The sequence below is a fragment of the Hippea sp. KM1 genome, from assembly GCF_000526195.1.
Classification (GTDB): domain Bacteria; phylum Campylobacterota_A; class Desulfurellia; order Desulfurellales; family Hippeaceae; genus Hippea.
Map to the genome: position 1 here is coordinate 359,032 of NZ_JAFP01000001.1, position 13,342 is coordinate 372,373.

The window sequence follows — 13,342 nt, forward strand, 5'->3', positions numbered from 1 at the left end:
ATCTACAAGTTTATTCTTAAACTCATCCCCATTTCTTGCACCTCGTAAGTGAAAAAATGGTTTTAGATTCTTTCATCCACGATAAGTCTGATTTTGCCGGTTCGTGGGTTTCTCTCTATTTCGTTTTGCTTTACAACCTCAACGGCTACATCGTTGATTAAGCCCCTCTCAAACATCGCCCGCATCTCTTTTGATTTGTCGTATATGGCCTTTTTTAGCTTTTCAGCCATATCTTTGTAGCCACTCTCATTATCGCTCATGGCCTCAACCTTTACCCTTAACCTATCCTTCTTATCCAAGATTTCTGCAATAAGTTGGAAGTGGCTGCTCAAGCCCTTAACCTCATAAACAGCCTCAGCCACAACCTCAGGATGAATATTGCCGCCGCCTATAATCAACACATCATCGCTTCTTCCCAAAAGCTCAAACACCCTTGTTCTGCGCCCGCATTGGCAGTCCATATCGACCCACCTGCCCAAATCTCCAACCTCATATCGAATCGTCGGCATAAGCTTTCTGTGCAGGTTCGTCACAACAATGCGCCCAATCTCTCCGGGCTTGCACGGCTTGCCTTCATCATCCAAAATCTCGACATAGTGCAAGTCCTCATGGACATGGTGCAGGCCGTCTTTTAGGTATTTACATTGGTACCCTATGGCTCCCGTGTCGTTTGTCGTATAGCCGGTTGATGCAAACTTTCTAACACCAAGCACCCGTCTTAAATACTCTTTTGCCTCCTTAAAGAGATGCTCACCACCCGTTACGATTTTCTCAATGGTTAAATCTATCTTGTTCTGCTCAACATACTCAGCAACAGATAAAGCCACAGACGGTATCGTTATAAAGCCGTTTGCACCGAATATTTTTAAATTATTTACAATTTCTTCCATTTTCAAATTGCCGCCAATGGGCAGAATCCTGCAGCCTGTGAACTCAAGCGCCATATTGTATGACACAAAACTTGCCCACATATTACCTGCAAAAAGCAGATTTGCCACCACATCGTTTTCGTCAAAGATTGACAGTTTCAAGCCCTTGCCCAGCTTCAAAGCATTAAACCACTGCTCCTCAAAGGTCCTGTAAACCACTTTAGGTTTTCCTGTTGTGCCGCCGCTTGAAAAGACATATCCGCCAGAAGCTTCATCGGTCAATAAACCCTCACCATGAGGCGGAGGCGGCAGATATTTTTTGTAATCATCACCCACCATTAGGGGCAGTTTTTCAAAATCCTCAAATGAATTTATCCTTATACCGCCGTATCTTTTGCTTAAAAGCGGTGAGTGCTTTTTGGCATAATCGACAATTAACCTTAACCTTTTAAGCGTCAGCTCATCCCTTTCATCATCGGGCAGATAATCAAAATAGTCCTCTTTCTCGTCGTAGCAGTGCTTTTGAATTGTGATATCCCAGCCTGCATCAAGCTCATCACGAGCCAGTGAAACCCATCTGACAAGCTCAGACAGCCCCCTCGTTCCGTCGTGCGGTGTTCCGTGCTTTCTAACCGCCATTTTTCCTGCATCAACAAACCTGTCTGCACCGACCAAAGCCAGTTTATCCGCAAGCTCCTTTGCTTTCTCATTATCTGCAATAATAGAAACACTTTGAACAAACTGCCCCATAGGTTCAACGACTTTCACGACATCGTCCACTTTTTCGACCGGTTTTACAAAAAGTGTTCGGTTGTGATTGGATATGGTAAACTCAGCAGAGTCCTGATAGATAACGCTTGCAAGTGAGTTTTTTGAAAAGTAGTAATCACCCGTCCCGAAAGCCTTTGCAACCTTGGCAAGCTCCCTGACCTTTGTAATTTCCACAGCCTCATCTTCAAACACTATTCCCTGGGGTAACTTTTCACCCCAAAAATCAAACGCCCTGCCTATCTCAACCATCATCCTCTTTGCAAGCTCTTTTCCTTCAACATAAACCACATGCGGGGATGAGCAGGCAGACTGCTCCCACATAACAGCATCACGGGCAATGAACTTTGCCGTCTCTTCTATGCCGCGTTTGAACAGCTCATCCTTTTGCACAACAACAAAGCTGTATTTTGGCCCATACTCTATGAGTTTGCAGTGTAAACCCTGATTCTTTCTGTATGACATAACGGTCTCTGAGCCGCCGTAAACCACAATGGCATCTAAATTCTGTTTTATAATGTTTTCAATCTCTTCAGTTCCGCCCTTCCAGTTGATAAGCGCCATAGCCTTGTGCAGAATCCCCGTATCGTCAAGCTCCTTTAGGCTTTTTGCAAAAAGGATGGGGAATATAGGATCAAGAGTTGACATCTTCATTATGTTTATGTTCTTCGTTGCAAGCCCCTGAATCAGGCTGTCCACACCGCCGACAAAGACATTGCCCGCCGAGACATGTCCAACAACGCCAAGCGGCTCAGCCTTAATCAAACCCTTAAAGGCGCTGTTGTAAGTCCACTCATTCAGATAGTTCTTATCGCCCAAATCGGCATTGAGCCTTGCTGTCATACCGCCTCTTGATAGAAGTGAGCACATAGTTTTTATACCCTCTTCAACCATTCTTCTACTGAATCCAATTCTTGAGGGCAGCTCATCCAAAGCTGTCTTCCTGTATTTGTAATTCTCATCAGCCCAAGCATTCGATACCCTATCAAGCACATCTACAATATCATCGACCTTTAGTTTTGCAGCATCGTTTTTTAAAGCTTTTGCCCTATCAACAATTGACTGCATATCGGATGGCTTTAGGATACCAAAATCCCTTATCTCTCCAAACAGATAAAACTCCATAATCTACCTCTTTTTTGCCTTTAAAAGTTCTGTTGCACTGATTGCGCATCCCTCATGTTTTTTCACACCAGCCCTGCCCTTTAACTCGATATATTGACGAGTTATTCCACATGGGCAGTTGGAATTCAGCACTGCATAGTCGGTCGATAAAACGGATATCGCAGGCTGAGCGTAATTGTAAGGCGATAAAACCTGCAAAAGCCCTCTTTCATTTTCGCCCAAAACCTCTAAAGTCCCCGGTTTTCTGATAAACACCTTTGAGTAAATCGGAATATGAAAGTGGTGCTTTGAGCATGTCATATAAGGAACGCCGTGCTCCACAAAACCGTAAATATCCACTATTCTTGATTTATCAATCGACAAAAACTCATTTGTAAGTTCGGCAAACTCATCAAAGGGAATAGCCCTATTTTGTGCTGTCTTCCAGCCGCCTGCTATGATAATCAGGCTTTCTTTGTTGAAGTTCAATTTCAATCCGTCGCTTTTCATCTTAAGCAGCGCCTCATAGATAAAAGCGGGAAACCCAATAATCCTTAAAGGCATTGAGTTTTTTGCAAATTCTTTCAATTTTTCAATGGTTTTATCCAGAAAAAACTTTGCATTTGAATTTTCATCGGCATCTATGGCAAAGAACTTTTCGTTTTCCGGTGCAAATGTTGAATACATCTGATGGGCATAGGCTGCACCCTTGCCTTGAGAAACCCTTGGCGAATAGGCAAAAATCAAGTAATTCACGGGCTTTTTACTCACAAGCCCATAGCTTTTTACAATGTTTTCCCTCATCTTGCTCTGCCTGTTCTTTGATGCCTCATCCCAAGAGATATGGCTTTTCTGTCCGCTTGTTCCGCTTGATGTAAATGTCGCAACCACCTGCGATTTGTCGATAGAGAGCAAATCATACCACTTAAAAGCATCGACAATAATGTGGGGCAGCTTGTAAAGCTCATCTATTGAGCCTATAGAGTCAAAGCTAAAATTTTCCTGCTCGCAGATGTTTCTGTAAATCTCGCTGTTTTTATAGTGAAACCCAAAAGCCTCCTTCATTGCATTGAAGAATATGTCGTTACACTCCTTTGTGTCGCAGAAGGCATCCTCAATTTCAAACAGTTTATCAATCCACTTCATACTAACTCCCAAATCTCTTGTCTATCAAACGCTTAACTTTGCCCGTTATGGGGCTTCTTTCTGAGCTTCCTAATTCGACAAACTCAACCTCAAAAACCTTTATAAACTCAACATCGACCGCTTCTTTAAACAGCGGAATCTCATTTTTTAGGTTCTCTTTAATCAAATCAGCATACTTTTTGCTGTTTTGAGGCTCTGATGACTCTATCCTTAAAATGAAACTCGTCTTTCCATCGTCTATTTCGTCGATTATCACCTGATAGTTTGCGCTTATCCCGTCTTTTGAGATAAACTCAGAGAAGCACTTTTCAATCTGACCCATCGAAACATAGGCGCCGCCAAATTTAAAATCCTCACCAGCCCTGCCTTTTAGGACAATAAGCGGATTTTTATCACCGCAGGAGCAGCTTTCCTTTTTTATATAGCCCATATCTCCGATTCGATAGCGTATAACAGGAGATGATATTCTGCCCAGATTGGTAACAACGACCTCTCCCAACTCTCCGACATCGCACGGTTTATCCTTTTCAAAGTCATAAATCTCTATGAATTGAAAATCGGTCGGTATGTGGTATTCGCTTGCTGCACACCTCTTGCACTGATACCCCATAAGACCGCAGTCTGCGCTTGAATAACCGGCAGCCCTTAATCCAACATCACCAAATGCCTCTTTAAGCAGTTTTCTTGCGTTGTCGCTTAAGTTTTCACCTGCAAACTGAATCATTCTGACACTGTCAAATTTTTTACCCTTTTTCAAAAGCGTGTCTGCAAAGTAAATCAAAAGGCTTGGAATACTCAAAATTACAGTTGGTTTAAACAGCTCAAAGTAATAAATCAGCTTATCAAAATCGGTTATTGCCGATATGGGCAGATGCACAGCACCTATCTCTTTTATGATTTCATGACCGCCAAGAAACGATGGCCACATATTGCCAGCCACAAACAAGTTTGCAACAATGTCTTTTTTATTTACTCCGAGTACCTTTAAGGCATTTGCCTGAACAAAAGCAAATTTATCCCACTCATCGTGCGTAAGACTGCTGAAGCGGGCAACACCGCTTGTGCCGCCTGTTGATACGATAATCATATCCTCAATATCCACTGTGAGCATCGCTTTTGTGTTGGGATAGGCGTTGTTTCTTATCTCATCACGGCTAAGAAAAGGAATCTTCAGCCAATCCTCATAGCTTTTAATCTCGCCCAATCCTTTGTATTTTTCCTTAAAATACCCGCTTTTGCTTTTTGCTGCATTGAATATATCTATTGCCTTTTCAAGCTGCTTGTTAAAATCGTAATACTCAAAAATCATATCTTACCCCTTTATGAACTTGTGTTTTTTCACTGCCTGTTTTTGAGAGATTTCCTTAATCTCAACATTGATAAGCTCTATATCTGCAGCCTTTGTTAGGCTGTCGTATTTTGCGTTGAATTCACGAGAGTATGACTTTAAGAACTCAATAAGCTTATCCTTACAGTATTTCTCTTTGTCTTTGTTTTCGCCGTCTGTGTAAACGGTGAAGTAGAATGTGTCTATGCCTTCAATCTTTTTCTGCTCAACCTCAAAAACACCGCTGTATTTTAGCTCTTTTAGTGAATAGAAGAACCTGCCGATTTGGGGGATTTTCAGATTTGTGCCGTAAAAGACGACGCTGTCTGAAACCCTGCCGAATATGCATATCATCTCATCGGGAAGGCCTTGGTATAAACTTTTAGGAATTTTGCCTTCAAATTCTCCTTTTTCAAGCAAAATGCCAGAATCCTTCGTATCGTAGCGAATCAGGGGTATAAGCTGATCCTTTGTAACAACAATACTGCCGTCTATAATCTCAACAAACGCACTACTTGTCCTTTTCATTATCATCGGCGGATCGTCCGTATCAAAAAGCTCTCTGCATAAAGCGGAGTTTTCCAGCAAAAACCGCCTTAAACCGATTGTTTCTTTCGTCTCCATGCCCAAGTCTCCTGTGTCTGCAGAGCCATAACCCGTCCAGAGTGCTACAGCATCGCTTTTGTGTCCGAATTTTAAAGCAATATCTTTTCTAAAGCTTTCTGAGAAATACTCGCCCACAACGGGAAAAAAGACGCATCCCTCAAGCAGGTCTTTATCGTCCTTTAAAAGCGAATAGATGATGCTTACATTGGATGCGTTTGTTATCCAGATAAACTGGTCAAAGCTGTTTTTAAACCTCTTGACGATTTGCTCACCCTCTTTTAGGTCAAGCCCCGGAAGAGCGGTTGTTAATTGATAATCGACTTTGGAAGCAAGGCTGCGCATAGCACAAGCCAACTGCATCCCGCCAATCCACATACCAAAAGCCAAAGAGACAATAACAAGCGTTCTTTTTTTATCTATTGAGTAGAGAGCTTTGAATGATTCTTCAATGGCTTTTAAATACTTTTCCTCATCATCTGCCTGTTTCAACCAATAGACGCTGCCCGTTTTTGAGAACCCGCTTGAAGCACCGATTAGGGAGCATCTTTTCATCCCATCCTTCCTTGTTGTCTTTTCTATGTCGTATTTCAGAAGGTAGTTTTCCTTTGTCATAATCGGTATATCATCCCACTCTTTGACATTTTCGACATTAGAATCTTTTAGGAATTGTCTGTAAGCCTCCACATTTGATTTTACATCCTCAAACAGGGCAAATCTGTCCACATCAAGCCTCCTTCAGCTCTTTTATAAAGCCTATCCTTACGGCGTTTATGCCAATAAAGACACCGCTTAGGAGCAAAACCCACCTAAGACCCACAAGGTCTATAAAGACACCGGTTAGAGCATAGCTCAACGGCGATAGAGACATAGAGATGGCGCTCAAAAACGACATAATCCTGCCAAGCAGGTTGGCAGGCAGTCTTGTTTGATACAAAGACAACAGGTGCACATTAGCAGCGTTTAAGAAAAATCCTATAAAAAACAGGCTTAAAAGCGTTATGTAAAAATAGTGAATCTCGCCGAATATTACAAACATCAACCCAACCAAAAAAATCGAAAAGACAATAACATCCCTCGGGTGGGCTTTTATTTTTATTGAACTTAAAATTATGGATGAGCTAAACATACCGAAACCGTAGGATGCCATCATGGCTGCTATGCCTTTTGAATCCATGTGATAGATTTTGCCTGCAAATATTGGTATGACAATCGTTATTGCGGCAAAGAAGAAGTTTATAACGGCTGTTTTATCCAATAGTTTTGATGCTATCGGCTGGCTTTTTATCGTTCTAAAACCGTCCTTAATTGTTTCAAAAAAGGATAGTTTCACAGCTGTGGTTTCCATTTTTTTTAGTTTTATGCCCCACAAGAAAAAAGCCGAAAGCAAAAAGGAAAAGCTGTTTGATAAAAATGCAAGCGGAACGCCGATTGATGCAATCAGCCCTGCGCCTATTATAGGCCCTAAAACAATACTGAAGCTTGATGTGGTTTGGACTATGCCGTTTGCCTGAGTTATGTTTTCTTTTTTTACAATCTGGGGTATTATGGACATCGATGCCGGCATAAAATAGGCACTCGCCACAGACATAATCGATGTAAAAAACATAAGGTAAAACAGATTTAGTTTGTGATAATAGGCAAGAAATGCCAAAGCAAATGTGCAGGCTGACTGAATAATGTCTGTTGCAACCATTATCCTTGCGCGGTTTTTCCTATCGGCTAAAGAGCCTGCAAATGGAAAGACCAAAACAGCAGGCAGGCTGAACGATACCATAACAAGGGCGACAACAAGACCCGAATGGCTCCATTTGTAGCTTATCCACAAAAGCACAAGCGAATGAATGCCGTCGCCGATGCGGGATACAAAGCGGGATAGGAAGTATCTCAAAAAATAACGGTTGGAACTAAATACATTTACCACAAAACCCTCTTCATCATAGAAACAGAATAGTTAAACAGCTCTTTTGCAAAACTGCCGTAAACCTTAATTCTGTCTGTGTCTATCAGCGTGTTTAAATATTGAAACCTAACTGCATCCTTGCCGTCTAAGATATACGGGGCAACGCCGCAGAAGAAAAAACCCATCTCCTCAATTTTGTCTATATGCTCATCCAAAGGTGCATCGTTTAGCGGTATATTCAAAAATACAACCTCGGCCTGGGTTGAGAGTCTTAAGCGGTTGAAGGCGCTTTTTATCTCCTTTGATAGGTTTTTGCTTATGCTGAGGACATTTATCGTTCCAAATCCCCACGGTGCGTTGTATTTTGAGTCTATAAGGCTTTCGTTGTCGTATAAGGGCTTAGACGGTGTTTCTGTTTCAAAGTCCAAGTTGCCGTAGATTTTTTTCATAATTGCGCTGTGTTTTTCGGGTAGATAGACAAGCCTTTTTTCAGATGCAAGCGGCTTAAAGTACAAGATGCAGCTTTCACGCTCAGATAAAGGCTTTATCTCCATTTTCTTGTAGTTGAACTCCTTTGGAACCAAGCCAAACGACACGCCGCAGGCCTTAGAGCCGAATTCCTCGTTGATCTTCTGCGTTCCTGTATGGCTTGTTACAGGCTGTGAAAAGATGCCCTTTAGCTTCAAATCTAAAGCTAATTCTTCCAATTTCTTGCGCATGCTTTTGGCAAGCTTCTTACCCCTATATGCAGGGTCAACCGCCGCCTGCCCCAATTCGGCCACCGATTTGCTTGATAGCTTCTCTATCGCATAATGCCCGACAACCTTGCCGTATTTTTTGTCAATGGCCGTTATGGAGATAAGCTCCTTGCTCTTGTTCATCGCCTCTATCACTTCGGGGTAATACATATCGCCGTTTGGATAGCTATAACCGTAGGTTTTGTAAATTAGCCTTGAAACCTGATATGCATTTTTTGGTTTTAATGGCTCAATATAAATCTCATCCGACGGCTCTTCTTCACTTTCTTGCTCGAATAACATCTCGTATTGGGTTATATCCTTCTGTGGTTTGTTAAACAGAAGCCTTAGCTCCTTGCCCTCTTTGCCGTGGTTAACCCAGATGAGCCTGTCGCAGTAAGCCTGTATGAGGCTTAGGCTAAGTTTTTCTGTCTCGTTTGACTCATCGGCTTTGGGCAGTGGTATGCCCTTATCAAAAAATGAAACTATGAAGTGTTTTGGATCTATCCTTGTAATAATCCTTATTATTCTACTTTCTTTGTCGGCCTTTAGAAGCCTCAAGACATAGGAAAACGCCTCTTCGGCTATTAAGTAGAATCGGTCCAATTCCTCTTTCTCAAAGCCAGAGACCCTGGCCGATTCAACTATAAAGGACTGAACGATCCTCAACGAGACCAAATCATCCTGCACTGATAATTCAAAGTTTATCATCACTACCCCTATAAATATTTCTTGTGAAATATTTATACTTAAAGTTTAGTGTCTAAAGCTGGGAAAGTCAAAAAAATAGTTGAGTTTTTGGGTGAATGGTTGATTGCGGTCCTGTGGAGTCAAACATAGGGTTTGGCTATAGAATAAAAAGTTGTATCGGTTTGTTTTATGGTTTATAAATATTGAAGAGCTTGATTGTTGAAAAGAGCGATGGATGTGTAAATAGGAGGTATGATGATGAAAAATGAGGAATCATTTGAGCAGAAACTCTGGAAAGCTGCAGATAAACTAAGAAAAAATATCGATGCTGCTGAATATAAGCATGTAGTGTTGGGTTTGATATTCTTAAGATATATTTCCGATGCTTTTGAAAATTTATATGAAAAGCTAAAAAAAGGTGAAGGTGAATACGCAGGAGCTGACCCTGAAGATGTGGATGAATACAGAGCCGAAAATGTCTTTTATGTTCCCCAAAAAGCAAGATGGGGATATCTAAAGGCAAATGCGAAAAAACCTGAGATTGGAAAGATTTTAGATGAAGCGATGGAGTTAATTGAAAAAGAAAACCCTTCACTCAAGGGTGTACTTCCTAAAGTTTATTCCAGAGGTAATCTTGATCCAATTAGCCTTGGTGGTCTTATCGATTTGTTCAGTAATGTGGCATTTGATGAAGCAAAGGAGAAAAGTGCAGATATTTTAGGACATGTTTTTGAGTATTTTCTTGGTCAATTTGCACTTGCAGAAGGAAAAAAAGGGGGGCAGTTTTACACTCCAAGAAGCGTTGTTGAATTATTAGTTGAAATGCTTGAACCTTATAGAGGCAGGGTTTTTGACCCTTGCTGTGGTTCTGGTGGTATGTTCGTTCAATCTGAGAAATTTGTCAAAGAACATCAAGGAAAAATAGGTGATATTTCAATTTATGGCCAGGAAAGCAATCAAACAACATGGCGTCTCTGTAAAATGAATCTTGCAATAAGGAGTATTGACTCTATAATGCCCCCGTAAACTTCATCAGATTTTTGAACACTTCTCTTCTCAAATCTGATAAGATTTGAGAAGTAATCAGATGTTCTTAAATCTGATTTAGTCTTAAAAGTTTGATTGATTTGAGGAGGTTGTTGTGTCAAAGAAACACAGAAAGTTTTCTTCTGAGTTTAAGGCCAAAGTGGTCTTAGAGTTGTTGGAAGGTGACAAGAGTGTAAGTGAGATTGCATCCAAATACGGCATATTACCTAAATCCATACATCAGTGGAAGAAGCAGTTTTTGGAGAATGCATCCTTAGCCTTTGAGAATGCTGTCCCGGCAAAGAAGTATAAGGAAGAGATAAGAGAGAAGGAATCCCAAATTGAGGCTCTATCCAAAGCATTGGGTCAGGCTACCATAGAAAGGGACTGGGTATTAAAAAAATTAAAGAGCTTGGGCTTGAAGACTAAGAAGAGCCTGGTGGAGCCCAAGCTCAAAAACCTTTCAATCACCAGGCAAACAGAGCTTTTAGGGATGAACAGGTCTACACTGTATTACAAGAACAAGCCAGAGATTTCAGAAGAAGACATAGAAATCATGAATGCCATTGATGAGATATACACAGAGTTTCCATACTACGGATACAGAAGGATATACCACCAGTTGAGAAGAAAAGGCTTTGATAATGTGGGAAAGAGAAGAATAACAAGGTTCATGAAGATTATGGGCATAAGGGCTTTATATCCCAAAAGGAAGAGATTTAAAACAACAGAATTGGATAAGAACACAAAGGCCTATCCATATCTGCTAAACGACATAATACCCACAAAGCCCAATCAGGTATGGGTCTCAGATATCACATACATCAGGCTCTGTAAGGGCTTTGCCTATCTGTGCGTCATAATGGACCTAAAATCAAGGGCTGTATTATCACACAAACTATCACCAACAATGGATGATGAACTTGTTGTAAGGACTATAGAATCTGCTATAGAAAAATACGGAAGACCCGATATCTTCAACTCTGACCAGGGGAGCCAATACACCTCAAACAGGACAATAGAGCTTCTAAAGAAACACAACATATCCATATCCATGGATGCCAAGGGCAGGTGTTTTGACAACATACACATGGAGAGGTTCTTCAGAAGCTTAAAACAGGAGAATATCTATCCAAGCTGCTATGAGAGATTCAAAGACGCAAAAACTGGAATAGATGAATACATACACACCTACAATAGCAAGAGATTACACTCTGCTATTGGATATAAGACGCCTTTTGAGGTATATGGGTGTATGTCAGAAACAAAAGAAAACATAGTTGCTTGAAAAGGAGGTGAGTAGTCCTGTTAACTGAGGGTTAAGGAGAGAGAAGGAAAAGGGAAATGGGAAGAATTGACTTGACAAGTGGGGGCAATATACTCATCGCAGGTTAAATGGAATCCGGAAGGTTCATTCTTAAATGATGCCCATAAAGATTTAAAAGCGGATTTTGTAATTGCCAATCCACCTTTTAATGATAGTGATTGGAGTGGTGAATTACTCAGAAAAGATGTTAGATGGAAATATGGAGTTCCTCCTGCAGGAAATGCAAATTATGCATGGATACAACACTTTATTTTTCATCTTGCACCCCACGGAAAAGCGGGTTTTGTTTTGGCTAAAGGTGCTTTGACCACAAAACAAACAGCTGAATATGAGATTAGGAAAAACATGATAGAGGATGATATCGTTGATTGTATCGTAAATCTACCTTCGAAACTTTTTTTGAATACTCAAATACCAGCTTCTTTATGGTTTTTAAGAAAAAACAAAACCACCAGAAAAGGGCAAATCCTTTTTATTGATGCAAGGGATATGGGAGAGCTGATTAACAGAAGACAGAGGGTTTTAACACCTGAAGATATAAGAAAAATTGCTGATACTTACCATAAATGGCAGAAAGATGATGAAAGTTATGAGGATATCAAAGGCTTTTGCAAATCTGCCACCATTGAAGAGGTGAGAGAACTTGATTATGTGCTTACTCCAGGAAGGTATGTAGGCCTTCCTGATGAAGAAGATGATTTTGATTTTGAAGAAAGATTTAAAAAGTTAAAAGCTGAGTTCTTGGAGCAGTTAAAAGAAGAGGAAAGATTGAATAAACTTATTTTGGAAAATCTGGAAAAAATAGAAATAAATTCTGAAGGATGAAATATGAGTTATGAAAATGAATTGGTTATTTTTGAAGATAAGGATAAAAAGATTGAAGTTCAGCTGAAAGAGGAGACGATTTGGCTGAGTCTTAATCAAATTGCTTACTTGTTTGATGTTCAAAAAGCAGCGATATCAAAACATATTAGAAATATTTTTAAATCAGGAGAGTTAGAACCTGATTCAACTGTTTCCAAAATGGAAACAGTTCAAAATGAAGGTACACGAAAAGTAAAAAGACAAATTACTTATTATAACCTTGATGTAATCATAGCTGTCGGTTACCGCGTTAATTCTAAAAAAGCAACTCAGTTTAGAATCTGGGCAACTAATGTTTTGAAAAATTACTTAATAAAAGGGTATGCAATAAATGAAAAAAGGCTTACCAAAGAAAAATTAAAAGAACTTGAGAGTACAATAAAGTTTATAAAAGATAATATAAACACACCTTCCCTTACTGCAAAAGAAGCAAAAGGTTTGCTTGAAATTATAGAAAAATATGCTTTAGTCTGGAAATGGATTGAAGAATATGACACAGGAAAGATTGAGACTAAAATCACAAGAAAAGAGAGAAAAAAGATAAGTTATGAGGAAGCAAAATCCGCAGTAAAAGAGCTAAAAGAATATCTTATAAAAAGAAATGAAGCTTCGGAAATTTTTGGAATAGAAAGAGACAGAGGACTTTTTAAAAGCGCACTAAACACAATTTACCAGAGTTTTGGTGGTAAAGAGCTCTATCCTTCTTTTGAAGAAAAGGCGTCAAATCTGCTTTATTTAATAATAAAAAATCATCCATTTGTTGATGGAAACAAAAGAATTGGAGCGCTTCTATTTTTACAATTTTTATATGAGAACCTATCCCAAGAAGAACTTTTCACCAAATTTAACAGCAATACTTTGACAGCTATTTGCTATCTTGTAGCGGCAAGTCCGCCAGAGCAGAAAGAACAGTTAGTAAAATTGATAATGAATTTTATATCTTTTGAAGGATAAAAAGAAAGGATGAAGGATTAAATG

General features: G+C 40.0%; 8 protein-coding genes and 2 pseudogenes. 4 read left to right on the top strand and 6 right to left on the bottom strand.

Going from position 1 to position 13,342, the window contains the following annotated elements; genetic code table 11:
- Nucleotides 1–62: 62 nt before the first annotated feature.
- The 6 genes from D891_RS0101910 to D891_RS0101935 are packed head-to-tail and all read right to left on the bottom strand — an operon-like array spanning nt 63 to nt 9,168.
- Nucleotides 63–2,762, bottom strand: a complete 2,700-nt coding sequence (locus D891_RS0101910) for an aldehyde dehydrogenase family protein (RefSeq protein WP_025209356.1) — start codon at nt 2,760–2,762, stop codon at nt 63–65.
- 3 nt (nt 2,763–2,765) lie between these two features.
- The gene (locus tag D891_RS0101915; RefSeq protein ID WP_029951909.1) at nt 2,766–3,887 is read right to left on the bottom strand and encodes a LuxE/PaaK family acyltransferase; all 1,122 of its coding nucleotides are present in this window, start codon (nt 3,885–3,887) and stop codon (nt 2,766–2,768) included.
- 1 nt (nt 3,888) lies between these two features.
- Nucleotides 3,889–5,196 (bottom strand): phenylacetate--CoA ligase family protein, encoded by a 1,308-nt coding sequence (locus tag D891_RS0101920; RefSeq protein WP_025209358.1) that lies wholly within the window; start codon nt 5,194–5,196, stop codon nt 3,889–3,891.
- Between the two features lie 3 nt (nt 5,197–5,199).
- Nucleotides 5,200–6,543, bottom strand: coding sequence for a hypothetical protein (locus tag D891_RS0101925; RefSeq protein ID WP_025209359.1), 1,344 nt, complete (start codon nt 6,541–6,543; stop codon nt 5,200–5,202).
- A gap of 1 nt (nt 6,544) precedes the next feature.
- Nucleotides 6,545–7,741, bottom strand: coding sequence for an MFS transporter (locus tag D891_RS0101930; protein WP_025209360.1), 1,197 nt, complete (start codon nt 7,739–7,741; stop codon nt 6,545–6,547).
- Entirely contained in the window at nt 7,735–9,168 is a 1,434-nt protein-coding gene (locus D891_RS0101935; RefSeq protein WP_025209361.1) for a GNAT family N-acetyltransferase, read from the bottom strand. The genes D891_RS0101930 and D891_RS0101935 overlap by 7 nt, the downstream gene beginning before the upstream one ends.
- Before the next feature lie 231 nt (nt 9,169–9,399).
- Here D891_RS0101935 and D891_RS0101940 point away from each other — a divergent pair.
- The 4 genes and pseudogenes from D891_RS0101940 to rhuM form a co-directional block, all read left to right on the top strand.
- Nucleotides 9,400–10,158: pseudogene (locus tag D891_RS0101940) on the top strand (type I restriction-modification system subunit M); the annotation flags it as partial.
- Nucleotides 10,159–10,288: 130 nt separating this feature from the next.
- On the top strand, nt 10,289–11,461 hold the full coding sequence (locus D891_RS0101945; RefSeq protein ID WP_025209023.1) for an IS3 family transposase: 1,173 nt from the start codon (nt 10,289–10,291) through the stop codon (nt 11,459–11,461).
- Nucleotides 11,462–11,539: 78 nt separating this feature from the next.
- A pseudogene (locus tag D891_RS0101950) lies at nt 11,540–12,325 on the top strand (N-6 DNA methylase); the annotation flags it as partial.
- A 3-nt stretch (nt 12,326–12,328) separates the two neighbouring features.
- The gene (gene rhuM / locus D891_RS0101955; RefSeq protein ID WP_025209364.1) at nt 12,329–13,318 is read left to right on the top strand and encodes a virulence protein RhuM/Fic/DOC family protein; all 990 of its coding nucleotides are present in this window, start codon (nt 12,329–12,331) and stop codon (nt 13,316–13,318) included.
- Nucleotides 13,319–13,342 lie beyond the last annotated feature (24 nt).

Coding starts and splice junctions, on each gene's coding strand:
- D891_RS0101910 (WP_025209356.1), bottom strand. CDS start 2,762: ATGGAGTTTTATCTGTTTGGAGAGATAAGGGATTTTGGTATCCTAAAG.
- D891_RS0101935 (WP_025209361.1), bottom strand. CDS start 9,168: ATGATAAACTTTGAATTATCAGTGCAGGATGATTTGGTCTCGTTGAGG.
- rhuM (WP_025209364.1), top strand. CDS start 12,329: ATGAGTTATGAAAATGAATTGGTTATTTTTGAAGATAAGGATAAAAAG.
- D891_RS0101920 (WP_025209358.1), bottom strand. CDS start 5,196: ATGATTTTTGAGTATTACGATTTTAACAAGCAGCTTGAAAAGGCAATA.
- D891_RS0101915 (WP_029951909.1), bottom strand. CDS start 3,887: ATGAAGTGGATTGATAAACTGTTTGAAATTGAGGATGCCTTCTGCGAC.